Source organism: Holophagales bacterium, assembly GCA_016719485.1.
Classification (GTDB): domain Bacteria; phylum Acidobacteriota; class Thermoanaerobaculia; order UBA5066; family UBA5066; genus UBA5066.
The window spans coordinates 468,768-492,681 of record JADJZB010000004.1 but is presented as its reverse complement, the minus strand read 5'-3'; the positions used below and the strand labels follow the sequence as shown (position 1 = coordinate 492,681).

21 protein-coding genes are annotated in these 23,914 nt (G+C 70.2%); 13 read left to right on the top strand and 8 right to left on the bottom strand.

Annotated features, from left to right (window positions below; genetic code table 11):
- Nucleotides 1–74 precede the first annotated feature (74 nt).
- Genes IPN03_05050 through IPN03_05035 form a run of 4 tightly spaced genes read left to right on the top strand, consistent with a single transcriptional unit; the run spans nucleotide 75 to nucleotide 2,874 of the window.
- Nucleotides 75–1,313, top strand: a complete 1,239-nt coding sequence (locus IPN03_05050; GenBank protein MBK9373097.1) for an alpha/beta hydrolase — start codon at nucleotides 75–77, stop codon at nucleotides 1,311–1,313.
- A complete protein-coding gene (locus IPN03_05045) occupies nucleotides 1,310–1,972 on the top strand; it encodes a class I SAM-dependent methyltransferase (GenBank protein ID MBK9373096.1) in 663 nt (220 codons plus the stop codon). Before IPN03_05050 ends, IPN03_05045 begins: the two co-directional genes overlap by 4 nt.
- Nucleotides 1,959–2,453 carry a cupin domain-containing protein gene (locus IPN03_05040; protein ID MBK9373095.1) on the top strand — a complete coding sequence of 165 codons (495 nt, stop codon included), beginning with the start codon at nucleotides 1,959–1,961 and terminating at the stop codon, nucleotides 2,451–2,453. Before IPN03_05045 ends, IPN03_05040 begins: the two co-directional genes overlap by 14 nt.
- Nucleotides 2,454–2,496: 43 nt before the next feature.
- Nucleotides 2,497–2,874 (top strand): membrane spanning transport protein, encoded by a 378-nt coding sequence (locus IPN03_05035; protein MBK9373094.1) that lies wholly within the window; start codon nucleotides 2,497–2,499, stop codon nucleotides 2,872–2,874.
- 1 nt (nucleotide 2,875) lies between these two features.
- Here the strand turns inward: IPN03_05035 and IPN03_05030 are convergent, their stop codons facing one another.
- The 3 genes from IPN03_05030 to ggt all read right to left on the bottom strand — a co-directional run bounded on the left by IPN03_05030 (nucleotide 2,876) and on the right by ggt (nucleotide 6,700).
- Nucleotides 2,876–3,436 carry a hypothetical protein gene (locus IPN03_05030; protein MBK9373093.1) on the bottom strand — a complete coding sequence of 187 codons (561 nt, stop codon included), beginning with the start codon at nucleotides 3,434–3,436 and terminating at the stop codon, nucleotides 2,876–2,878.
- A 275-nt stretch (nucleotides 3,437–3,711) separates the two neighbouring features.
- Complete coding sequence (locus IPN03_05025; protein MBK9373092.1) at nucleotides 3,712–4,941, bottom strand: pyridoxal phosphate-dependent aminotransferase; 1,230 nt, start codon at nucleotides 4,939–4,941, stop codon at nucleotides 3,712–3,714.
- 61 nt (nucleotides 4,942–5,002) lie between these two features.
- Nucleotides 5,003–6,700: a gamma-glutamyltransferase gene (ggt, locus tag IPN03_05020; GenBank protein ID MBK9373091.1), complete on the bottom strand. Its 1,698-nt coding sequence runs from the start codon at nucleotides 6,698–6,700 to the stop codon at nucleotides 5,003–5,005.
- A gap of 38 nt (nucleotides 6,701–6,738) precedes the next feature.
- Between ggt and IPN03_05015 the strand changes: the two genes are divergently transcribed.
- Nucleotides 6,739–9,360, top strand: coding sequence for a protein kinase (locus IPN03_05015; GenBank protein MBK9373090.1), 2,622 nt, complete (start codon nucleotides 6,739–6,741; stop codon nucleotides 9,358–9,360).
- A 40-nt stretch (nucleotides 9,361–9,400) separates the two neighbouring features.
- Here the strand turns inward: IPN03_05015 and IPN03_05010 are convergent, their stop codons facing one another.
- On the bottom strand, nucleotides 9,401–9,739 hold the full coding sequence (locus IPN03_05010; GenBank protein MBK9373089.1) for a hypothetical protein: 339 nt from the start codon (nucleotides 9,737–9,739) through the stop codon (nucleotides 9,401–9,403).
- A 217-nt stretch (nucleotides 9,740–9,956) separates the two neighbouring features.
- Here IPN03_05010 and IPN03_05005 point away from each other — a divergent pair, with 217 nt between their 5' ends.
- Nucleotides 9,957–10,112, top strand: coding sequence for a hypothetical protein (locus tag IPN03_05005; protein MBK9373088.1), 156 nt, complete (start codon nucleotides 9,957–9,959; stop codon nucleotides 10,110–10,112).
- A 15-nt stretch (nucleotides 10,113–10,127) separates the two neighbouring features.
- On the opposite strand, the gene IPN03_05000 is transcribed toward IPN03_05005, so the two are convergent.
- The 3 genes from IPN03_05000 to IPN03_04990 are packed head-to-tail and all read right to left on the bottom strand — an operon-like array spanning nucleotide 10,128 to nucleotide 13,633.
- The gene (locus IPN03_05000) at nucleotides 10,128–11,438 is read right to left on the bottom strand and encodes a hypothetical protein (GenBank protein ID MBK9373087.1); all 1,311 of its coding nucleotides are present in this window, start codon (nucleotides 11,436–11,438) and stop codon (nucleotides 10,128–10,130) included.
- A complete protein-coding gene (locus IPN03_04995) occupies nucleotides 11,425–11,997 on the bottom strand; it encodes a sigma-70 family RNA polymerase sigma factor (GenBank protein MBK9373086.1) in 573 nt (190 codons plus the stop codon). The genes IPN03_05000 and IPN03_04995 overlap by 14 nt, the downstream gene beginning before the upstream one ends.
- A gap of 40 nt (nucleotides 11,998–12,037) precedes the next feature.
- A complete protein-coding gene (locus IPN03_04990) occupies nucleotides 12,038–13,633 on the bottom strand; it encodes a hypothetical protein (protein ID MBK9373085.1) in 1,596 nt (531 codons plus the stop codon).
- A gap of 69 nt (nucleotides 13,634–13,702) precedes the next feature.
- Between IPN03_04990 and IPN03_04985 the strand changes: the two genes are divergently transcribed.
- The 6 genes from IPN03_04985 (at nucleotide 13,703) to IPN03_04960 (ending at nucleotide 22,212) form a co-directional block, all read left to right on the top strand.
- Nucleotides 13,703–14,827 (top strand): metallophosphoesterase, encoded by a 1,125-nt coding sequence (locus IPN03_04985; GenBank protein MBK9373084.1) that lies wholly within the window; start codon nucleotides 13,703–13,705, stop codon nucleotides 14,825–14,827.
- Nucleotides 14,824–17,676, top strand: coding sequence for a diguanylate cyclase (locus IPN03_04980; protein MBK9373083.1), 2,853 nt, complete (start codon nucleotides 14,824–14,826; stop codon nucleotides 17,674–17,676). Before IPN03_04985 ends, IPN03_04980 begins: the two co-directional genes overlap by 4 nt.
- 111 nt (nucleotides 17,677–17,787) lie before the next feature.
- Entirely contained in the window at nucleotides 17,788–18,960 is a 1,173-nt protein-coding gene (locus tag IPN03_04975; GenBank protein MBK9373082.1) for an efflux RND transporter periplasmic adaptor subunit, read from the top strand.
- 29 nt (nucleotides 18,961–18,989) lie between these two features.
- On the top strand, nucleotides 18,990–20,216 hold the full coding sequence (locus IPN03_04970) for an ABC transporter permease (protein ID MBK9373081.1): 1,227 nt from the start codon (nucleotides 18,990–18,992) through the stop codon (nucleotides 20,214–20,216).
- A gap of 10 nt (nucleotides 20,217–20,226) precedes the next feature.
- Nucleotides 20,227–21,471, top strand: coding sequence for an ABC transporter permease (locus IPN03_04965; GenBank protein MBK9373080.1), 1,245 nt, complete (start codon nucleotides 20,227–20,229; stop codon nucleotides 21,469–21,471).
- 54 nt (nucleotides 21,472–21,525) lie between these two features.
- On the top strand, nucleotides 21,526–22,212 hold the full coding sequence (locus IPN03_04960; protein ID MBK9373079.1) for an ABC transporter ATP-binding protein: 687 nt from the start codon (nucleotides 21,526–21,528) through the stop codon (nucleotides 22,210–22,212).
- 56 nt (nucleotides 22,213–22,268) lie between these two features.
- Here IPN03_04960 and IPN03_04955 read toward each other — a convergent pair whose 3' ends face one another.
- The gene (locus IPN03_04955; GenBank protein ID MBK9373078.1) at nucleotides 22,269–23,183 is read right to left on the bottom strand and encodes a LysR family transcriptional regulator; all 915 of its coding nucleotides are present in this window, start codon (nucleotides 23,181–23,183) and stop codon (nucleotides 22,269–22,271) included.
- A 97-nt stretch (nucleotides 23,184–23,280) separates the two neighbouring features.
- Between IPN03_04955 and IPN03_04950 the strand changes: the two genes are divergently transcribed.
- Nucleotides 23,281–23,883, top strand: a complete 603-nt coding sequence (locus IPN03_04950) for an NAD(P)H-dependent oxidoreductase (GenBank protein ID MBK9373077.1) — start codon at nucleotides 23,281–23,283, stop codon at nucleotides 23,881–23,883.
- Nucleotides 23,884–23,914: the final 31 nt, after the last annotated feature.

Sequence of the window (23,914 nt, the reverse complement as noted above, 5' to 3'; positions counted from 1 at the left end):
CGCATCGGAACCGGAGAGGGACGGCCGCAGTCCGGTCGCGGGGTACTCTCCGCCCTGCAACGCGCGACGCTCCGATGACGAAGACTCCCAACACCCGATCCGGCCACCTTCGCGGCCTCGGCCGGCTGGCCGCCGAGGCGACGCTGGGCGTGACGGAGCTCGTCGAGGCGGTGCATCAGACGATCTCGGCTGGGCCGGGGCCGCCCGGCGCGCCGCCCGGCGGCTCGACGAGCGGCCTCACGGGCGTCGTCTATGGCAACGTGCGCGGCGTGACCCGGCTCGTCGGGAGCGGTGTCGATGCCTCCCTCGCGAGTCTCGCGCCCCTCCTCGGCGAGCTGAAGCCTTCGCCCCGCCGCGATGCGATCCTCGCGGCGCTGAACGGAGTCCTCGGCGACTACCTCGAAGAGAGCGGCAACCCTCTTGCGATCCCGATGCACCTGCGACGGAACGGCCAGGTGCTCGATCCGGACGCCCGGTCTCTCGCGTCCGTCGTACCGCAGCCTGCGGGAAAGCTCGTCCTCCTCGTTCACGGTCTCTGTGTGAACGACGAGAAATGGACTCGGGAGGGGCACGACCACGGCGCGGCGCTCGAGCGCGACCTCGGCCTGTTGCCGGTCTATCTCCGTTACAACTCGGGCCGCCACGTCTCCACGAACGGCCGCGAGCTGGCCCGGCTCCTCGAGACGTTCCTGGCGAGCGGACCCGCTCCCCCTCCGGAGCTGACGATCGTGGCCCACAGCATGGGCGGCCTCGTGACGCGCAGCGCCCTCCATTACGCGGCCGAGGCCGGGCACTCCTGGCCGCGGAGCCTGCGCTCCGTCGTCTTCCTCGGCACGCCCCACCACGGCTCGCCGCTGGAACGCGGCGGGAACCTCGTCCAGGCCGCCCTGGGTGTCAGCCCGTACGCGCTCCCGTTCGCGCGGCTGGGGAAGATCCGGAGCGCGGGGATCACCGACCTGCGTCACGGCAACCTGCTCGACGACGACTGGGAGGGTGAGGATCGCTTCGCACATCGCGGCGACACCCGGCGTCCGCTCCCGTTGCCCCGGGGAGTCGCCTTCTTCGCCATCGCGGCGACGACGACGAAAGAGACCGCGAGGCCGGGAAGCCGGCTGGCCGGGGACGGCCTCGTTCCCGTCGAGAGCGCGTTAGGTCACCACGTCGACCCGGAGCGGACGCTTCTCTTCGCCCCTTCGCGAACGTGGATCGCGCGCGGGATGCACCACTTCGACCTGCTCGGCCGGCCCGAGGTCTACGCGCGGATCAGGGAGTGGCTGGAGTCGAGCGGCCCGAACGGGAGTCCCCGGAGATGACGACGGCACCGGAACCGGAGGCGGAACGGAAGGCCACGGACCTCGGAGCCCTCTTCGGCGCGATCGACATCTACCTCTTCGACCAGATCCTGCGCGGGCGGATCGCGCCCGGGATGCGCGTCCTCGACGCCGGCTGCGGCCGCGGCAGGAACCTCGTCTTCTTCCTGCGCGAGGGCTACGAGGTCCTCGCGCTCGACTCCGACGCCGGCGCGATCGAAGCGGTGCGCTCTCTCGCGAAACGTCTCGCTCCGTCGCTTCCGGATTCGAGCTTCCGGCAGGAGCCGGTCGACGCCAGCAGCTTTCCCGACGGCTGCGCCGACGTCGTCTTCTCAAATGCCGTCCTGCACTTCGCCCGTGACGAGGAGCACTTCCTCGCGAAGCTCCGCGGGACGTGGCGCCTCCTCGCGCCCGGGGGCCTCTTCTTCTGCCGTCTCGCCTCCTCCATCGGGATGGAGGATCGCGTCGAGCCGCGCGGGGGACGCCGCTACGCCCTCCCCGACGGGACCGACCGCTATCTCGTCGACGAGGCGTACCTGGCGGCGCTCACGGCGGAGCTCGGCGGAAAGCTCCTCGATCCGATCAAGACGACGGTGGTTTCGGGCCAGCGCGCCATGACGACGTGGGTCGTCCGCAAGGGAGCTGCGAATGGCAACGGATAGCGACCTCGCCGTCCGTCTCGCGTCCGCCCTCCGGCTCGAACCCCATCCCGAAGGCGGGCGCTACCGGCAGGTCTACCGTTCCGGAACGGTCGTCGAGGACTCCGGGCGGCTCGTTCGCCGTCCGGCGTTGACCGCGATCCTCTTCCTCCTCTCGCGCGGCGAGGTGAGCCGCTGGCACCGCGTGCTCTCCGACGAGGTATGGTTCTTCCACGAAGGGGACCCGCTCGAGGTCCTCGTCGTCGACGCGGAGCTCGCGGGTGTCGAGCGGCACGTCCTCGGGCGCGCGAGCGAAGGTCTCGAGCCGATCGCCGTCGTTCCCGCCGGCGCGTGGCAGGCGGCGCGGCCCCTCGGCGACCTGGCGCTCGTGTCGTGCACCGTGGGACCCGGATTCGACTTCGCGGACTTCGTTCTCCTGGCGGACCTGGCCCCGGAGGCGGCGCGGCTCCGGGCCGGCTTCCCGGGTCTCGCCGAGCTGCTGTGATGGGCCCGCCGGGTGGTGCGCCTCAGGCCACGCGGGCGCGTCGATGAGACACGTCGTCCCGGCTGCGCGTCTGGCCCTCGGAGCGCTCTTCGCCGCGACCGGCGTCGGCGGCTTCCTCGGCCTCCTCCCGATCGCTCCCCCGCACGCCTTTCAGGTGATGCTGATCGAGAGCGGCTGGATGAAGGTCGTGAAAGCGATCGAGCTGGGAGCGGGGCTGCTTCTCCTTTCGAACCGCTTCGTGCCGCTCGGCCTCGCACTTCTCGCCCCGGGCGTCGTCTCGATAACCCTCTACCACCTCCTCCTCGACCCGGCGTTTCTCTGGATCGTGCCGGTCATCGTGGCACTGGAGGGGTTCCTCCTCTGGACCTACCGGGGGAGCTTCCGAGGTCTGCTGGTGCGGGACGCGCAGCCCGGGGCCTGAATCAGCGCCGGCCTTCGGCCTTTGCCAGCTCCGACTCGTAGCGAGGGTTCTTCCACTCGCGCGGCACCGGGTCGGTCCCCGTGCCCTTCTCGAGGAACGTGACGACCCTGACGACGAGCCGGACCTCGGGGGCCATGTCGACGCGCGAGAGGAACATCGTTTCGAGGGCCGTCCCCGGGTCGATCGCCTCGAGCGGGCTCCCGAACGCGACGTCCTGGTTCTCGCCCACGAGGGCCTTGCCGGTGACGTCGAGGTAGACGACCGTCGCGATGACACGGCGAACCGGAAGATCGGCGACGTTGCGGATCGTCGCCCGGTACGTGGGAAGCGGCGGATGGCCCTGTACCGCGACGGCCCTCACCTCGACGGGCGCGCGCCCGGTGGCCCCGAGACGCTCGAGGGTCTCGGGCGGGCGGACAGGCGGCAGAGGAGCGGGATTCGGCGCCGCCGCCGGGAGGGCGGGCGCCGGGCCGGGAGGAGGCGGCCCGGTCGCCACATCTCCGCACGCCGTGGAAAGCGCTGCGAGGCCGAGGCACAGGGCGAACGCGACGGAGTCCTTCACGCGACGGACGTTACCTCGGCCTGCGGTCCCGCTTCAGGGGCGCCCTGAAAAAGCTGCCGGGAGCGAGCACCTGAGCTTCGCTCCCGGCGTCCCTGGCCTGCGAGGAGGGGGGCGGCGGAGAGTGGTTCCTCGCCGACCAGGGGTAGTGAGGTCTGTAAGTGGAGGGAACTCCCTTGGGTTGCCTGTCCCTTGGCGAGAATGTGGCGCCCGTTTCCCGGAAATGCAAGGGCCGGATTCTGTTCAAACCGGCCCTTGCGAGTCCTCATTCTCCCGGGTCAGAGCCCTCGCGCGGCCCGGTACGCCGGAATCGCCGCCTCGAGGATCCGGCAGGACGCGGTGAGGTCCTCGGCCTTCAGGACGTAGGCGATCCGCACCTCGTCCTTGCCGAGGCCCGGCGTCGCGTAGAAGCCGTCCGCCGGGGCGACCATGACCGTGGCGCCGTCGAGCTGGAAGTCGGTGAGGAGCCACTGGGCGAAGTCCTCGCTGTCCTTCACCGGGATGCGCGCGACGAAGTAGAAGGCGCCCTCGGGCTTGCGGAAGAAGATGCCGGGGATCTTCGTCAGCTCGGTGAAGAGGATGTCGCGCCGATGGCCGTACTCCCTGACGACGCCCTCGACGTACTCGGGGCCGAGGAGGGCGGCGCCGGGAGCGATCGCCTGCGCGAGCCCCGGCGGAGAGAGGCGCCCCTGCGCCATGTGGAGGCACGACTGGTAGACCTCGGGGTTGCGGGTGACGAGGCAGCCGAGCCGGATGCCGCAGGCGCTGTAGCGCTTGGAGAGGCTGTCGACGACGACGACGACGTCCTCGAAGCCCGGAAGCGAGAGCGCGCTCGTGATCTCTCGCCCGTCGTAGACGAACTCGCGGTAGACCTCGTCGGCGATGAGGAAGAGGCCGTGGTCGCGGCAGAACTCGGCGACCCGGACGAGCTCCTCCTTCGAGTAGACGGTCCCGGTCGGGTTGTTGGGGTTGCAGAGGATGACGGCCTTCGTCCGCGGCGTGAGCGCCTTCTCCCACTCCCCGCGCGCGGGAAGGTGGAATCCGTCCTCGGCGCGGGTCACGATCGGCTTCAGCTCGACGCCCCCCATCGCCGCGAAGGCGCGATAGTTCGTGTAGAAGGGCTCGACGAGGAGGACCTCGTCGCCCGTCTCGCAGCAGGCCATGAAGGCGAAGAGGACCGCCTCGCTCCCGCCCGTCGTCGTGATGACCTGGCTCTTCGTCAGCTCGACGCCGCGGCCGCGGTAGTAGCCGACGAGGAAGTCGAGACACTCGGGGGTGCCGTTCGAGGGGGTGTAGGCGTAGGTCTTGTCGTGGATCTGCGCGAGCCGGTCCCGCATCGGCGCGGGGGTCTCGAGGTCGGGCTGGCCGATGTTCAGGTGGTAGACCTTCACGCCGCGCTTCTTCGCCGCGTCGGCGAAGGAGGCGAGCTTGCGGATGGGGGAGGCGGGGACGCGCCGGCCCCGCTCCGAGACGCGGGGGGTGGCCTTCTCTGCGGTCTGGACGCTCATGGCGGGCAGATTACACCGCTCACCGGCCCGGCCGGGACTCCCCGAATGCGTTCCCGACCAATCAGAAACCTGCGGCAGCCCCGTCCTTTCGTTTCTCCGTCGCACCGAGGAAGAACCCCGTCGACGGGTCGCGGGCAATCGCCTGGTAGCCGCCGTAGGCGCCGACCGGCTCCCTTCCGATCCTATGACCGCGTCTCATCAGCTCCTGGAGGACCGGCTCCGGCAGGCCCTCCTCGAGGTAGAGCTCTCCTCCGTCCTTCATGACCGTCCCTGTCGGTTCGCTCGACCCGGTGTGGTGGAAGCGAATCGCGTCTCCCGCTTCCTGGAGGTTCATGCCGAAATCGACGAGGTTCACGACGACCTGGACGTGCCCCTGGGGCTGCATGTCGCCGCCCATGAGTCCGAAGGCCATGAGCGGCTGGCCGTCTTTCGTGAGAAACGCGGGGATGATCGTCTGGAACGGGCGCTTGCCCGGCTCGAGGTAGTTGGGGTGCCCCTTCTTCAGCGAGAAGAGCGAGCCGCGGTTGTGGATCCCGATGCCCAGGGCCGGGACGACGTAGCCCGACCCGAACCCGGTGTAGTTGCTCTGGATGAGGGAGACCATGAGACCGGAGGCGTCGGCCGCGCAGAGGTAGGTCGTCTCTTTGCGGTTCAGCACGGCCTCCTCGTCGGGTGGGTCCTCGCGGGAGGCGCGCTTCAGGTCGATCTTCTTTGCCCGCTCCTTCGCGTACTCCTTCGAGAGGAGGCGCTCGAGCGGGAGCTTCGCGAAGGCGGGGTCGGCGTAGTAGCGGGCGCGATCGGCATAGGCGACCTTCTTCGCTTCGACCATGAGGTGCCAGAAGTCGGCGCTGCCACGCCCCATCTTCGCGAGGTCGTACCCCTCGAGGAGGTTCAGCATCTGGAGCGCCGCGAGCCCCTGGGTGTTCGGCGGGAGCTCCCAGAGGTCGTAGCCGCGGTAGTTCGTCGACATGGGGGCGTCCCAGGTCGAGCGGTGGCCGACGAAGTCCTCCTTCGCGAAGAAGCCGCCGTTCGCCCTGGAGAACGCGACGATGGCGTCGGCGAACTCGCCCTCCCAGCCCGCCCTCTTCTTCGAGGCGAGAAGGCGAAGCGTCCTGGCGAGAGCCGGGTTGCGGAAGCGTTCGCCTTCCCGGGGCGTTCGCCCCCCGGGCATGAAGACCTCCGCGAAGCCGGGCTTGCTTCCGAAGCGGGCGGGGCCGCGAGCCCAGTCGGTGGCGATGACGGGGGAGACGGGAAAGCCTTCTTCCGCGTAGCGGATCGCCGGGGCGAGGACTTCCGTCAGCGGGAGCTTCCCGTACCGGGCGTGGAGCTCGAGCCAGCCGTCGCCGGCGCCCGGGACGGTCCAGGCGTACGGGCTGTAGAGCGGGATGGTGCCGTCGGGAAGCGGCGGGACCTTGTCGGCCGTGAGCGCGAGAGGTGCGCGACCCGACGCGTTCAGGCCGACGACATTCTTTCGTGCCGGGTCCCAGAGGATCGCGAAGAGATCTCCACCGAGGCCGTTCGCCGTCGGTTCCATCAGGCCGAGGCAGGCGTTCGTCGCGATCGCGGCATCGACGGCGCTTCCGCCCTTTCGGAGCGTCTCGACGCCCGCCTGCGTGCAGAGCGGCTGGGCGCTCGCCACCATGCCGTGCTCGGCCCAGACGGGGGAGCGGGTCGCCTCGCCCCGCCCCTTGGGCGGCCATTCGGCGAAGAGGGGAAGCGTGACGGCAAGGGCGAGGAGTGCGACGAGAGACGCTCTCATGGCGGGATCGTACCCGGGTCGGGTTCGAAGGGGCCCAGATGGTCTCGATCCGTGCTCCCGGAGCGACCGAGCGGATAATCACGGCGCCCGTGAGGAACCTCGAGCCCCGCGAGAAGCGCGTCGTCGCAGCGGCCTTCGCCGCGGCGCTGGTGTTCTCGCTCGCGTGGACGGTCTGGCTCGGCCACCTCGGACTGGAGCGGGGCCGGGTGACGCCGCCGCGCCTCGTCCTCGCGTTCCTCGTTTTCGGCGCCCACTACCTCGGCGCTGTCATCGTCATCCTCAAGCGCCCGTTCGATCCGGCCAACCGCGCCCTCTTCCCGTTCCTCACGCTGCTGGGCGTCCTGAATGCCGGGCGGATCATCGGCGCGGTCACGTTCGGGACGTCCCTCGAGGATCAGGTCGCCTTTGCCGGGTCGGCCACCGTCTACTTCGTGGCCCTCGGCTGGATCCTCGTGACGATCGGCGGGTTCTTCCCGGTGACGCGGCTCGCGAGCCCGGGACGGGCCTACCTCGTCGTCACCGTCCTGTCCGTCGTGCCGCTCGGGCTCTACCTCCGAAGGTGGTGGATGGAGGGAGGGGGCGCCCCGCCGGGAGGCGCCTGGAAGACGGGGATCGCCGTCTTCGCCCTCGCGGTCAACCTGTTCATCTTCGTTTACTTCCTCTCCCTGGCCTGGGTGGCGCGCCGGGAAGACGTGAGGCGGCGTGCCCGGGTCGTGCTCGTCGCGGTCATCATCTACATCGGCCTCTACATCTTCCTGCGCGACATCCCGGCCGTTGCCGGCGCTGCACCGCTCCTCCCGGTGTGGGCGCTCTCTTCGGTCTCGGTCCTCTTTCCCCTGGCTCTGATCGTCGCCGCGACGCGTTTCCACCTCTTCGAGGTGGACCGCCTCATCAGGAGGAGCGCCTCGTACGCGATCGCCTCCGTCGCGCTCGTCGTCCTCCTCCTCGCGGGCGTGCCGGCTCTGACGGCAATCGTGGCGCTCGTCTCGCCCGCCCTGCAGGGGACGCTCACGACGGCCCTGGTCGCCGTCGTCCTCTTTCTCGTCTTCGATCCGCTGCGCAAGCGGGCGCAGGTCGTACTCGACCGGAAGTTCCGGCAGGGAGCGTACGACCCGGCGCAGCTCGTGACCGAAGTCGTGGGAGACCTGCGAGACGCGGGCGAAGACCTGGCGGCGGACGTCCTCCACCGCATCGCGGCCGCCCACCGGCCGGACCGGCAGGCCTTCTGGGTCTTCGCGCTCGAGACACAGGGTGTGCCGGTTCGCCCGGTGACGACCGGGGCGCTCGCCGACGTCCCCGAGCTGGACCGGACGGCGGTCCTCCCGATGTCTGACCCGGCCGAATCGCGGAACACGTTCCATCCGCTCACGGCCGACGGCGGCGACCCGCCCTACGCCGAAGGAGAGCTCGCGAACACGCTGCGGGCCGCCGGCTTCGCGGCCGCCATGCCCCTCTTCTCGGGCGACGGCGAGCCGCTCGGGCTCATCGCCCTCGGGGCCAAGCGGACCGGCGAGGGGTACGTTCCGGAGGAACGAAAGATCCTCGGCACGGTCGCCGGGCACGTCGCGCTCGCCCTCGAGAGGGCCGCGCTGACGCGGCAGGTGGACGAGGACCGCCGCGTGAGGGAGAAGGTCCTCGGGCACCTGCAGGACGGGGGCGGCGGGGCGCTCTACGAGTGCGAGCTCTGCGGACGGGTTGCGGGGGAGGACGACGTCGTCTGCCCGGCCGACGGGCACGCGGTGAGGATGACGCAGGCCGTCCCGCGGCTCCTCGCGGGGCGCTACCGGCTCGACCGGCGGCTCGGTGAAGGGGGAATGGGGACGGTCTACGCGGCCCGCGACATCCGGGGCAACCGCGATTGTGCCGTGAAGGTGATCCGGGCCGAGCAGCTCTCCGACCGGACCTCGCTCGCTCGCTTTCGTCGCGAGGCCCGACTGACGGCGCGCCTCGGCCACCCGAACGCGGTCGCGGTCTACGACTACGGCGAGCTGCGGCCCGGGGGCGCGTTCCTCGTCATGGAGCTCCTTTCCGGCGGCTCCCTCCGGACCGAGCTGACGCTGCAGAAGCCAGTGCCGTTCCTGGAGACGGCCTGGGTCCTCGACCGCACGCTCGACGTCCTCGCCGCCGCGCACGCGGCCGGCCTCGTCCACCGCGACCTGAAGCCCGACAACCTCTTCCTCACGCGCGGTCCCGGGGGTGCGACCCGCCTGAAGCTCCTCGACTTCGGCCTGGCGCGCGAGACGAAGGCCGACGCCAGGCCCGAGAGCGGCGGGGCGATCTCCTCGGTGAGCATTCTCATGGGGACGCCCGGCTACATCGCGCCCGAGATCATCGCGGGGGCCGAGGCGACTCCCGGCTCCGACCAGTGGGCGATCGCCGCGACGGGCTTCGAGCTCCTGACGGGCGTGAGGCTGAAGTTCGACCGGCCGGACCTGCCGCTGCGGTCGCTCGTCGAGGAGGTCCTCTCGATCGTCGGGACGGTCGCCTCCGGCGTCCCCGCCACCTATGCCCGCTCGCTGGCGAAGGCGATGGCCGTCGACCCGGAAGACCGCTGGGTTTCCGTCGTCGCCCTGCGCCGCGCGCTCGACCGGAGCACGGGCGGGCGGATTCCGGGGGACGGCGACGTGAGGTTCGAGGTGCTGCGGGACGACCGGCGGTAGGGGACGTCGAGGCGGCCGGAACCGGCCGGGCCCGGGTCTTTCACGCGGGACTCGCCGGGTCCTGTCCCAGGGCCGCCCGCAGCTCCTCTTCCGTCACGAGCTCGAGGTGTCCCCATCTCTCGCGGTAGACCTGGCCGCGGCGGATCTGCTCGCGGGCCCAGAGAGCCTCGCAGTCGTTGCCGGCGATCGGACCAAAGACGAGAACGTCGGTGACGGAGGTGAGGAAGGGGTGGACGGTCCCCCCTCGCTCCTCGATCGCCCGTTCGAGGGTGCGCTGCTCGTCCCGGGATGGGTTGCTCGCCACGACGAAGGAGCGGCCTTCGATGAGGTCCCGGGGGAGGGTGTCCCTCCGCTGCGCCGATCCGCTCGTGCTGCCCATGACAGTCCCCTTTCCCCGGGGGAGGCCGATGGGCGGACGAACCCCGCCCCCGGTCTCCCCCTACCTACATATGAGGGGTCGAGGGGGGGCGCACTTGACCGGGGCGCGAAATTTATTTTCGACCACGGTTCAGTCGGAGTGGGAATCTCCTCTCATAGAGAGGTAGGGATCTCGAATTCCACACACGGCCGGCGAACGTAGCCGGCCAGGAGGGCCCATGACCGCACTGATCCTGATCTTTCTCTTCCTCTCCGGAGTCGACCCTGTCCCCGACGGCGGGACGACGACGGACCCCGTGACGGCGACGGAGACGACGGACGACCCGACGAACGAGGAAGGAGTGGAAGGCGTGCGCAAGTCACCGATCGGCTGAGGCGAGCGGGAACGTTCAGGCCCGACGGACGGCCTCGGCCCGGTCCCGGCCGGCGAGGTAGTGCCGGAGGCGCCTGAAGCGACCCTGCATCTCCTCGTCCCCCGCGTCGAGCCGGCCGAGGAGCGCCGTGGCGTCGGGGTCGTCCCGGACCTCGGGAGGGGCCTCCCCCCGGAGAAACTCCACGAGGTCCCGGACGGGCCCGTAGTTGCCGAGCGCGGCCTGGGCCTCGGCGAGGGCGAGGCGGGCGTAGTAGGCGTCGACGGCGAGGCCTTCGCGGACGCAGTGCGCGACGAGCTTCTCGCCCCGGGCGCGGACGTCCTCGTACGCACCCTCGTCGAGTCCCAGGTTGAGGAGATTCACCCGGATCGTCGCTGCGCTCGCCATCAGCCCCGCCCGGAGGGCCAGCTCGAGTGCGGCGCCGAAAGCGGCGCGGGCCTCGGCGAGACGGCCGAGGTTCATCAGGATGCCGGCCCGGTTCTGCTGGGTGGAGGCGACCGGGCCGGGGTCGACCGCCGGGTCGAGGCGCTCGAGCGCGGCGTCGAAGGAATGGAGCGCGGGGAGGAAGCGCGCCTCGCTGAAGTGGACGAGGCCGATTGCGGCCTCGGCGCGCCCGACCCAGGCGTCCTGGCCGTCCTCTGCGAAGCCGTCCCGAGCCTCGGTCAAGTGTCGGAGGGCCTCCGCGTAGCGGGACTCGCCCCAGAGGGCCGAGCCGGCGTAGTAGTGCGCCTGCGAGAGGAGGAGGAGCGGCGCCCCGGCCAGCTCGAGCCCGGCGAGCCCGTCGAGCGCCCGCCGGGAGGCTTCGCCGGCCTGACCGACGTAGAGGAGCCCCTGACTCTCGAGGACGTTCGCTGCGGCGAGAGCCAGACGCGAAGGGAGGTCGGCACGCGACTTCGAGGAGGAGACCGCGTCGCGGAGACCGGCCGCGAAGGCGACGGCCTTCCGCGGGCTCCGGAGCGCGAGCCGCGAGGCGAGCTGGACGGCCTGGAGAGCGACCTCGGGGAAGCCGTCCCGGGCCGCCGCCTCCCCGAAGGCGAGCGCGAGCCGCTCCTCGTCGACGTCGGCGGCGGCGACGAGCGCCTCGGCCTCCTCCCGCGTCCGGCGGAGGCGCCCGAGGGCCGCCGGGACGGGCAGCGGCGGCGCCGCGGCGCGAACTTCGGAGATGGCTTCCAGGTCCGAGAGGTGCTCCCGCCCGGCAGCGAGGCCCTCGATGCGCCTCCGGCACTCGGGGCAGCCCTCGGCGTGGGCGTTACGCGCCGCGCCCGGCCGAGGGGAGAGGGCGAGGGCGAGGAGGTCGACCTCCCGCAGGTGCCGTTCAGCCGAGGGCATCGGCGAGGGTCCTCAGGCACTTGCGGTAGCGTTTGTAGATCGCCCCTTCGGAGACGGGGGCGTCGCTTCCGGCGACCCGCGATTTCCCCTCGAGGAGGCAGCTGCGCATGACGGAGCGGCAGTACGGGGAGAGGAGCGCGAAGGCCGACCGGAACCGGCAGACGACCTCGATCCGCTCGCACGCATCGTCGGCTCTCTGGAAGCCATCCGGCATGGGGAGCTCACGCCGTTGGACCTCCTGGCGGCGGCGCCACGCTCCGAGGCACTCCCTGAGGAAGACCGAGGTGAGATAGGCCTCCGGGCTCCGGACGGAAGGGGCGGCGAAGACGATTGCGGTGGCGGCCCGCTGGAGCGCTTCTTCTGCGTCCTCCCGGGAGAGGTCGAATCGCCTCCGGCCCAGGGAGATCAGGCTCTGGCCGAGGTGCCGGTAGAGCTCCTCCCAGTCCCACTCCCGGGCGTCGGCGGGCACCGCCGTACCGAGGGCGCCGGCGGACGATTCCACCGGGTCCTGTGCGGACCCGGCCCGGCTCGATCCGGCGGATACGGCGTCCCTCGGCACGGCCCGAGATTACTCTCGGCCCACCTCTTCCCGGAAGACCCTACGCCGTGGCCAGCCGATCTTTCGCTTCCTGCTTCTCGACCCAGCGGTTGAAGGCCCACATGGAGACGGCCGAGACGAAGCCGATGGCCATCAGCAGCAGCCAGCCGCGCGTGGCTGCGGCGCGGTTCAGATCGAGGAGGCCGTCGGCTCTCGTCGTCGCGCCCTTCGCCATGACGTCGTTGAAGATCCAGGCGCCGACCGGGCCGCCCGTCAGGGAGCCGATGGCCAGCGGCAGGTTCGCGTAGCCGAGGAAGAGCCCTTCCTGCCCCTTCGGCGCGAGCGCGCCGATGTACTCGTACATCCGCGGCGACGTGTAGAGCTCGCCGAAGGCGATGAGGCCGACCGTCAGGATGATGAAGATCGAGGCGATCGGGAGGAGGTCGGCCACGGGGGCGCGCAGGCCGCCATCCGAGTAAAGAGGGTAGAGGTTGATGCCCATCGAGACGCCGATGATCACGCAGCCGACGATCATCGACTTCACCGGCTTCATCTTCCCGAAGAGGCTCGTGACGAGGAGCTGGAAGACGACGATGACGAACGGGTTCGCGGCGGTGTAGAGGTCCATCGCCGGGCTCGTCTCGACGACGCGCTTCACGTAGAGCGGCATGACGTTGTAGACCTGGTTGTAGAGAAAGAAGAAGCCGCTGATGACCAGCAGGAAGAGCGCGAAGCGCCTGTTCTTCAGCACCAGGACCATGTCGAGAAGGATCCGGCCCGGCGTCCGCTTCGGCTTGGCGGGGGTGTTCGGGGCGACCGCGGGTTCCTTGTAGAAGACGAGGACGACGAAGAACGCGACGATGGAGGCGGCCGTGGCGACGGCGAAGATGTACGAGAGAGCCGGGCTTCCGGCGGCCATCTCGGGGGCGGGCCGCAGCTTCATCGCCTGGGAGATGCCCGCGGCCGCGCCGGAGATGATGGCGAAGGCGCCGAACGTCGTCTTCGCGATCGTCCCGCGCTCGTCGCGGTGCAGGACGTTCCACTTCACGAGCAGCGTCAGCAGGGCGGCCGCGATGCCACAGACGGCGACGACGCCGAGGATCAGGACGACGTCGGGCCGGGTTCTCACGACGAACGCCGTGCCGCGTCCGAAGAGCGACCCGATGTTGATGATCATGTAGAAGATGGCGAACCCCAGCGTGGCGAGGGTGCCCGAGGTCTTCTGCACGGTCCCCGAGATACAGGGCTTGATGACCGAGCCGCCGATGCCGATCAGGAGGATGCCGGCGACGATCGTGCCGACGAGGCCCGCGGAGGCGGTGAACTCCTTCCCGACGATCGGCGCGAGCTCGGCGCCACCGAACCAGACGGGCGAGCCCATGAGCATGTAGCCCGCGGCGAGGAGGACGAACGCGACGAGGAGCGACTTCCGGAACCCGACCTGGTCGGCGATCGTGCCGGAGAGGATCGGGAGGAAGTAGACGAGCGTCCAGAGGACGCTGTTGAGGTTCGAGGGCCAGTACGCCCCGAGCCCGAGCTGGCCGAGGTAGATGACGACGAAGCTCGCCATCGAGTAGTAGGCCGCCCGTTCGAAGAGCTCGACGACGTTCGCGGTCCAGAAGACGGTGGGGAACTTGTCCTGTCGTGCTTCGGTCATCACGGCCGGGGATTGTAGTGGGGGCTGCGGGCAAAAAGCGCGGAGACGGACTCTCGTAGACTCCGCCGGATGGGCGCAACGGGGCGGCTCGCCCTTTTCCTCGGCATCGTCCTCTCCGTCTGGACGCTTTTCCACGTCTACGCGTTCCAGCGGGCCTTCTCGATTCCCGTCCTGGCCCGGGCCGTGCCCGTCGCAGCGCGGGTCGCTCTCTTCGCCCTGCTGTGGCTTTCCTACCCGCTCGGGAGGGTCCTGGCGAAGTGGGCCCCTGGGGCTCTCGCGAGGGGCGTGGAGCTGGCGGGAGCCGTCTGGATGGGGGTGCTCTTCCTCGCGTTCGCGGCGCTTCTCGCGGCCGACGTCGTGACGGGCTTCGGAAGGCTCTGGCCCCGCGGAGCGGTCCCGGCGCGCTCCGTGGCGCTCGTCGTCGCCATCGTGCTGTCCGTGGTCGCAATCGTCCAGGGCGCTCGGATCCCGCGGGTGGTGCGGCACGAGGTGAAGGTGTCGGCCCTCCCGGACGGGCGCACCGAGCTGCGAATCGTGCAGCTCTCCGACCTGCACCTCGGGACGCTCCTCGGCGAGGTGTGGCTCGGACGGCGGGTCGACGAAGTGAACGCCCTCGCGCCCGATCTGGTCGTCGTGACGGGCGACCTCGTCGACAGCGAGGTAGGGCCGGTCGAACCGCTCGCGCCCGTCCTCCGGAGGCTCTCGGCCCCCCTGGGCGTCTACGGGGTCACCGGAAACCACGAGTTCTACGCAGGGCTCGAGCGGTGCCTCGGTGTCTACGAGACGGCGGGTATCCGGACTCTTCGCGACGGCTGGGCCGAGGTGGCGCCCGGGCTCGTCCTGACCGGGGTCGACGACCTGACGGCCAGGCGGCAGCTCGGGATCGACGGCCGCAGTCTCGACCGCGCGTTCGCGGGAGTGCCGGGCGGCGCCGTCGTCGTCCACCTCTCGCACTCGCCGCTCCTGGTCCGCGACGCCGCGGCGCGCGGCGCGCGGCTCATGCTCTCCGGGCACACCCACGGTGGTCAGCTGTGGCCCTTCACCTTCCTGTCGGCAATTCCCTACCCGTTCCAGGCGGGACGTTACGAGGTCGACGGGATGACGCTCGCCGTCTCGCGCGGCACGGGAACGTGGGGGCCGCCGATGCGGCTCTTCTTCCGCTCGGAAATCGTGGAGGTCACTCTCCGGACGTGAGGGTCCGTCGCGCCCTCCTGGCCGTCGCCGCGCTCCTGGCGGCGCTGGGGGTCTGGCCCCTCGAGGCGGCGCGGTCGGCCGTTCGCGTCTACACGGCCCGCGACGGGCTGCCGCAGCTTCAGGTGACCGCGATCTGCCAGGACCGCGGGGGCTTCCTCTGGGTCGGCACGCTCACAGGAGGGCTCGGCCGCTACGACGGCCGCCGATTCGAGACGTTCGACGCGGCAACGGGCCTGCCGGGCTCTTCGATCCAGTCGCTCTCGCTGGGTCCGGCGGGTGAGGTCCTCGCCGGGACGTCGAACGGGGCCGCGGTCTACGCGTCCGGGACCTGGACGGTCCTTCCCGTAACGGCGGGGCCGTCTCCGTCCGTCACCGCTCTGCTCGCGCTGGAGGACGGACGGCTCTACGCTGGCGCCTCCGGGGGTCTCTTCGTCGCCGCCTCGATCGGCGGGTCGTTCGAGGCGGTACCGTCGGTCGGCGACCTCGCCGGTACCGAGGTGGTGACCCTCTTCCACTCACCCGACGGCGTTCTCTGGGCGGGGACGACACGCGGCCTGGCGCGGCTGCTTCCCGGCGGGGCCCTGACGCGGGTCGACGTGACGGGCCTGCCCGACCAGTCCGTCAGCGTGATTGCGTCGGGGCCGCGCGGCGGGCTCCTCCTCGGCGTGACGGAGGCCGGGCTCTTCGAGGTCGACGTGACCACCCTGACCGCTCGCCGCGTGGGAGGCGACGACGCGCCGGGGAAGAACGTCTCCGGCCTCGTCCGCGAGGCGGAGGGGGGCGGCACCTGGATCGGCACGAGCGACCGCGGAGCGTTCCGCTGGGACGGCGCCTCGGGGTTCGAGCGGTTCGGGATGACCGAGGGCCTTCCCGACGCGAGGGTCTGGGCCGCGTTCGAGGACCGGGAGGGAATCGTCTGGTTTGGCACGGACTCCGGGCTTGCCAAGAAGGGGCCGGCAGCGTTCCGAACGTTCGGGCCGGAGGATGGGCTCCCGGTCGGGGCTCCGCTCTACGGCATCGCCGAGACGCCGGACGGCACCCTGTGGATCGGCGCGCACGACCGCGGGCTCGTGCGGCGCAGCGAAGGCGGCACGACACGGCTCTTCACCGCGAAGGACGGCCTGCCGCACACGGAAGTCCGCTCGTTCTGCGTGTCGCCCGACGGAGACGTGATCGTCACGACCTCGCAGGGGGCAGCGCGGATCTCGAGGGACCGGGTCACGTCATTTCCCCTGCCGGAGGGAGCGCCGAAGGTCGTCGACGAGATCGCCTTCGCGAAGGACGGCGCGCTCCTGCTGGGCTCGGCGCGCCAGGGGCTCTTCGTCTTCCGGGACGGGAAGCTGTCGCGGGCCGGGAAACCCGTGGGGGACTCGGTTTCGGTCCTCCATCTGGGGCACGGAGGGACCCTCTGGGTCGGCGGCCTCGGATGGGGCCTCGCCGGCCTGAAGGAAGGCTCCTCGCCGGAAGCGCTCGGGACGGCCGAAGGACTTCCGTCGAACGCCGTCACCGCGATACTCGAGGACCGGCGAGGCGGTCTCTGGGTCGGCACGGACCGGGGGCTTTTCTGGCGGACGGGCAACCGGGGGGTCCGCGTTCTCGACGCGCGTTCGGGCCTGCCCGATTCGTACGTTTACTGGGTCGGCGAGGACCGCGAGGGGTTCGTCTGGGCCGGCACGAACCGGGGGGCCGTTCGGATCGCCCCTTCGGGGGAGATCCGGGTCTTCACGACGAACGACGGCCTCGGCGCGAACGAGTGCAACCAGAACGGCTTCTTCGCCGACAGCCGGGGGCGTGTCTGGATCACGACCGAGGGACTGTCGCTCTTTCAGGGCCTCCCGGCTCCGCGACGCCCGGTGCCTCCCCTCGTAGCCGTCTCGGAGATCCGGCTGGGCCGGGTCCGCCTGCCTCCCGGGCGCGATCTCGTCCTCCCGTTCCGGCACGCGCCATTGACGCTCCGCTTCGCGGCGCTGTCGTTCCTCGACGAAGGGGCTACGACGTTTCGCTACAGGCTTTCCGGGCTTTCGGACGGGTGGACGGCGGCCGAGCCGGGCCAGGCCGAAACGACGTACGGTGCCCTCGGAGCGGGGAACTACGTCTTCGAGGTGACGGCGACGACGGTCGACGGCCGATCCCCCGAGCCGGCGGCGACCGTGAGGATCACCGTGGAGACACCCTGGTGGCAGCGGCTGCCGGTGCTTTTCGGTGGCCTCTCGGTCATCGCGTTCGCGGCAGCGCTCGTCGTAAAGGCGCGGGAGCGTCGGCTCGTGGCGGCCCGGGTGCGGCTCGAAGAGACCGTCGCACAGAGGACCGACGAGCTGCGCCGCCTGAACGAGCAGCTCTCCGAGTTCGCCATCACCGACGCCCTCACGGGCCTCCCGAACCGCCGGTCGATCCTGGGCACGGCGGAGGAGGCGTTCTCGCTCGCCCGCCGGCGGGGAATGCCCCTCTCGGTCGGCATGATCGACTTCGATCACTTCAAGGAGATCAACGATGCGCTCGGGCACGCCGAAGGCGACCGGCTCCTGGCCGAGGGAGCGCGCCGGATGGCCGGGAGTCTCCGGACCGAGGACGTCGTCGGCCGATACGGCGGCGAGGAGTTCCTCGCCGTCCTTCCGATGACGGGTCCGGAAGGAGCATTCGCCGTCGGAGAACGGCTTCGCCAGGCCGTCGGGGAGGTGGGGCTCGTCGCCGACCGCGCCGGAGAGGCGCCTGCCGCGCGGGCTTCGGTGAGCATCGGCATCGCGTCGCTCGCCGCGGGGGACGAAGGGCTCGCCAGCCTTCTGAAGCGCGCCGACGCGGCTCTCTACGAGGCCAAGCAGGCCGGACGCGACCGGGTCATCTGCCGGTAGCCCGAAAGGCGAGTCGCCGGCTTCCGAGCCGTCCCGGATGAAGACCTGGGACATCCTGTCGCACACGTACGCACATCGGAACCTTCCGGCGGCAGGAGCGTAACTGCGGGCATGACCCTCGATCTCGATCCGTCTGGCGAGACGAACAGCCCCGTTCGGGGCAGCTGGAGGTCCGGTATGGGCAAGCTCTTCAAGGTCCTTCTCGTGCTGATCGTCGTGGGCGGCGTCGTCACCGGCATCTACGCCCTCGCGAGCTCGGGAAAGAAGGACGACGGCGGCCTCAAGATCGTCGTGGCCGAGTCGGGCTCGATCACGGAGAAGGCGCTCGCCGTGGGCCAGATCCAGCCGCGGCAGAAGTTCTCGGTGAAGTCGAAGATCTCCGGCATCGTGAAGAGCTGCCGGGTCGAGGTCGGCGACAGCGTGAAGGCGGGCGATCCGATTCTCGAGATTCAGCCCGACCCGACGCCCCTCGAGGTGACCGAGGTCGACCGCAGGGTCGAGTCGGCGAACGCCTCGTTCGCGCGCGCCAAGTCCGAATTCGACCGGGCCCAGGAGCTCAACCGGCAGGGGATCACGGCGCGGTCCGACGTCGACGTCAAGCGCGAGGCGTTCGAGCTCGCCAAGATCGCCGTCGCCAAGGCCGACCAGGACCGCGAGCTCACCCGCAGCGGGAAGATCACGTCGTTCGACTCGGGAATCGACTCGATCATCCGCGCTCCGGCCGCCGGGACGATCCTCACTCGCGCGGTCAACCCGGGCGACCCCGTCGTCCCGCTCACGTCGTACCAGCCCGGCACCGAGCTGGCGACGATCGCCGACATGAGCGACCTCATCTTCAAGGGGACGGTCGACGAGATCGACGTCGGCAAGCTCCACGTCGGGCTCGAGGCGCGCATCAAGGTGGGTGCCCTCCCGACGGACGTCGTCACGGGGAAGGTCGCGCGGATCGCGCCGCAGGCCCAGCAGAAGGACGGGGCGACCCTCTTCGACGTCGAGATCGAGCTCGACCCGGGACAGAAGATCGTCCTGCGCGCCGGCTACTCGGCGAACGCGGACCTGATCATCCGCGAGAAGAAGGACGTCGTGACGATCCCGGAGCGGCTCGTGACCTTCGAAGACGGCGGGAAGAAGGCCTTCGTCGAGCTGCCGGGGAAGAACCCCAAGGACGAGCCGAAGAAGGTCGAGATCAAGACCGGCATCTCCGACGGCCTGAACATCGAGGTCACCGAAGGCGTGAAGAAGGGCGACCAGCTCGTCCAGCGGCCGCCGAAGACGATCAGCTGAGCGCGGATCGACGAGGAAGAGGTCCGCCGATGCTCCGCGACGCGCTGCTGCAGCTCCACCGCGACCTGAAGAGCCAGAAGCTCCGGACGCTCCTGACGGTGTTCGGGCTCGTCTGGGGGACGGTCGCGGTGACGCTCCTGCTCGCCTTCGGGGCGGGCCTGAAGAAGAACCTCATCAAGCAGACGGCGGGCCTCGGAGACCGGATCTGCATCTCCTGGCCCGGCCTGACGTCGATCCCGTACCAGGGGCTCGGAAAGGGGCGGCGCATCCGGATCACCGACGAGGACCTCGAGACGGTGAGGCCGCGCGTCGACGGCCTGAAGCGGATGTCGAGCGAGTACAGCGACGGCTGGAAGATGGTCTACAACCTGCGGACCTTTCCGGTCGACGTCTCGGGCGTGTCGCCCGAGTTCGGCGAGATGCGGAACCTGATTCCCGTCCCGGGGGGCCGCTTCCTGAACCCGCTCGACATGAAGGACCAGCGCCGCGTCGTATTCCTCGGGAACAAGGTCGCCGAGGACGTCTTCGGCAAGGGAACCGACCCGGTCGGCAAGACCGTCCTCTTCAACGGCTCCCCCTTCCTCGTCATCGGCGTCCTGACCGCCAAGGAGCAGGACTCGAGCTACAACAGCCGCGACAGCGACCTCTCCTGGATCCCGGGGACGACGTTCCGGGCGCTGACGGGCCGGAAGTACCTCTCGAACTTCGTCTTCCAGCCGGCGTCGGCCCTCGAGTCGAAGGAGGTGACGGAAAGCCTCCGCTCGGCGCTCTCGCGCCGCCTCAAGTTCGACCCCGCGGACAAGGAGGCGTTCTCGGTCTGGGACACGACGGAGCAGTTCCAGTTCTTCGAGGTCTTCATGCTCGCCTTCTCGCTCTTCCTGGGGATCGTCGGGTCGCTGACGCTCGTCGTCGGCGGGATCGGCGTTTCGAACATCATGAACGTCATCGTCGACGAGAGGACGAAGGAGATCGGCGTGAAGATGGCCCTCGGCGCGAAGTCGGGGGCGATCCAGAGGCAGTTCATCGTCGAGACGCTCATCGTGACGGCGATCGGCGGGGTCGTCGGGTTCGCGATCTCGCTCGGCATCTGCACCGTCTTCCCCGAGAGCCTCCAGGAGTTCGTCGGCAAGCCCGAGGTCTCGCCCTTCGTCGCACTGATCACGACCGGGATCCTCGGGGTCATCGGCTTCCTCGCGGGCTTCTTCCCGGCCCGCTCCGCGTCCCGGCTCGACCCGGTCGTCGCGATGAAGCTGTAGGAGAAGGGCCGTGAAAGTGATCCTCCACCTCTTCCTCCAGTCGGCGACGCTCGGCCGCAAGCGCGCGTTCCTGACCATCGCGGCGATCGCCTGGGGCACGGTCGCCATCCTGCTGCTCCTCGCCTTCGGGGAAGGGCTGAAGCGGCAGCTTTCGAGCAACTCGCGGGCGATGGGGGAGAACATCGGCGTGATGTGGATGAGCGAGACGACGAAGGCGTGGAAGGGGATGAACCCCGGCCGGCCAATCCGCGTCCGCATCGACGACATCCCCGTCCTCGCGTCCCGCCTGCCGGAGCTCGAGTCGGTCATCGGCGAGGCGATCCAGTGGCGGACGAACCTGACGGCCGGAAAGAAGACGGTCGCCGGCCGGGTCAAGGGAGTGAACTACCCCTACGGCGAGGCGCGCAAGCAGTACCCGGTGGCCGGCGGGCGGTTCCTCTCGCCGCTCGACGAAGCCGAGCGCCGGCGCGTCATCTTCCTCGGCAACGAGCTGGCCGAGGACCTCTACGGCAAGGACGACCCCGTCGGGCAGACGCTCCTCGTCGCGAATGCCCCGTTCACGGTCGTCGGCGTCATGCAGAAGAAGACGCAGATGGGGGCCTACGCCGGGATGGACAAGGATCACTCCATCATTCCGATCTCGACCTGGAAGGCCCTCTTCGGACGGCCGACGGTGAACAACCTCGTGATCCGCGTGCGCGACTCCTCGAAGATGGCGGAGGCGATCGTGAGGACTCGCGAGGTCATCGCGGCGAAGTACGGCTTCGACCCCTCCGACGAGCGCGCGCTGCCGACCTGGGACACGGTGAAGTCCCAGAAGGTCAACCAGAACGTCAGCGTCGGGATCCAGATGTTCCTCGGGATCATCGGCGCGCTGACGCTCCTCATCGGCGGCGTCGGCGTCGCGAACATCATGTACGCGGTCGTCAAGGAACGGACGCGCGAGATCGGCGTGAAGATGGCCCTCGGGGCGAAGGCGGGGTGGATCACCGGGCCGTTCGTCCTCGAAGGGCTCTCGTACACGCTCGTCGGGGGCGCGGCCGGGATGCTCATCGCGACGCTCCTCGTCCTGGGGATGAGCTTCATCCCGACCGACGGGAACCAGGTCATGGAGTTCCTCGGGACGCCGAAGCTCTCCCTGGCGATCGGCCTCGGCACCGCATCGATCCTCGGCGTCATCGGCCTCCTCGCCGGCTACTTCCCGGCCCGCCGCGCCGCCGCCATCGACCCCGCTTCCACCCTCCGCTACGAGTAGGAGCCCGCCATGTCGAGCCACAGCGAGAAGACCCCTCCCGCGACCGGACGCCCGATCATCGAGATGGCGGGCATCCGGAAGGTCTACGACACCGGCAAGGTGAAGGTGGAGGCGCTCAAGGGCGTGGACCTGACGATCGAGAAGGGCGAGTTCGTCGCGATCGTCGGCCCTTCGGGCTCCGGCAAGTCGACGCTCATGAACCTCCTCGGCTGCCTCGACACGCCTTCGGGCGGCGACTACTTCATCGGCGGCGAGAAGGTCGCCGGCCTCTCTCGCGACCAGCTCGCCGAGGTGAGGAACCGGCGGGTCGGCTTCGTCTTCCAGGCGTTCAACCTGCTGCCCCAGATCAGCGCGTTCGAGAACGTCGAGATGCCGCTCGTCTTCGGAGGCGTCGCGCCGAAGGTGCGGCGCGCGAAGACGGCCGAGCTCCTTGCGAAGGTCGGCCTCGGCGACCGGATGGACCACAAGCCGACGGAGCTGTCGGGTGGGCAGATGCAGCGCGTGGCGATCGCGCGGGCCCTCGCGATGGACCCCGACATCGTCCTCGCGGACGAACCGACCGGGAACCTCGACACGACGTCGGGGACCGACATCATGGGAGTCTTCCTCGACCTCTGGAAGCAGGGCTCGACGCTGATCGTCATCACGCACGACATGGCGCTGGCCCGCCGCGCGAGCCGGATCGTGGAGATCCGCGACGGGAGGATCGTGAGCGACCGACCGGCGGAGCAGGCGGCGTAGGAGAACGGAGAGAACGACGACGGGGAGCGGGACGCCGGTCGGGAGCGTGGGCTCCGTCAGGCCGATGACGCCGTCTCGACGGGGAGCGCCGTGACGAGCATGTCGAGGAAGGCGCGCACTTTCCCCGGCATGAGGCGGCGGCCCGGGAAGACGGCCCAGGCCGTGCGAGCGCTGAGGCACCACGCGGGGAGCACGCGGCGCAGCTCGCCTCGTCGCACGTAGGGTGCGGCGAGGAGGTCGGGGACGGCGGCGATCCCCGCGCCCGCGCGGGCGAGGCGGAGCAGGAGCTCGGGGGAGTTCGCGCTCGCCCGCCCGTTGGGAACGCCCTGCCACCGTTCCTCGCCCCGGGTGAGCGTCCAGCGGGCCGGCTCCCCGTCGCGCCCGAGGAGCCGGAGGGCGTCGTGCCGCGCGAGGTCGTCGGGCGATACGGGGTCTCCACGCCCGGCGAGATAGGACGGGGCGGCGTAGAGGCCGATCGGGAAGACCGCGACGCGGCGCGCGGCGAGAAGGGCGTCTTCGGGCGGCGAGCCGATCTGAACGGCGAGGTCGACGTTCTCCCCGAGCAGGTCGACGCGCCGCGCGGAAAGGTCGAGCTCGAGCGAGACCGCCGGGTGCATCGCCGTAAACGCGGCGAGCGCTTCGGAGAAGAGGAGGATGGCGAGGTCGCTCGGCATCGCGACGCGAAGGCGGCCGACCGGCGCCTCCTTCCGGTTCTCGGCGAGGGCGGCGACGTCGTCGACCTCCGTGGCGACGCGACGGGCGTGGGCGAGGAGCTTCTCGCCGAGCTCCGTGAGGCGGAGACGCCGCGTCGTCCGGACCATGAGCCGCTCGCCGAGCCGCTCCTCGAGGATGGAGATCCGCCTCGAGACCGTCGACTTCGGCAGGCCCAGGCGTTCGGCGGCGCGGCTGAAGCTCCCCGAGTCGGCCACCCGGGCGAAGATCAGAAGATCGTTGGGCTCAGATTGTTTCATTTACGGAACAATGATATCCGATTTCGCCTCTTCTCTTCCGCCTGTAGAACGCCCATCTTTGTCGTCGGGAACGAACCCCGGTCCCAGGGAGAACGAAATGAAGATCCTCCAGATCAACGCGAGCGCCCGGAACGAAGGCGCGAACTCCACCCGCGTCGCGAACGCCGTCGTCGACCGCCTGCGCGAGGCGAACCCCGATTCCGTCCTGAAGGTCCGCGACCTCGCAAAGGACCCCGTGCCCGCCCTCGACGACGCGGCGCTCGGGGCGCTCTTTACGCCCGCCGAGAAAAGGACGCCGGAGCAGGCCGCGTCCGTCGCCGCGAGGGACGCGCTCATCGCCGAAGTCCAGGCGGCCGACGCCCTCGTCCTCGGCGTCCCGATGTACAACCTCGGAAACCCGGTGCAGCTGAAGGGCTGGATCGACGCGATCGCCAGGGCCGGCGTCACGTTCCGCTACACGTCGAGCGGACCCGAAGGGCTCCTGAAGGGCAAGACCGCCTACGTCGCGCTCGCGCGCGGCGGGCGCTACCGCGGTACGCCGGGCGACGCCCAGACTCCCTATCTGAAGACGATCCTCGGCTTCCTCGGCATCACCGACGTCCGCTTCATCTACGCCGAGGGAATGAACATGGGCGAGGAGTCGATGCGCAAGGGCTTCGCCGAAGCCGAGGCCGACCTCGAAGCCGCGCTCGCCGCCTGAAGACCGGCGCACGACAGGGAGACACCGAGAT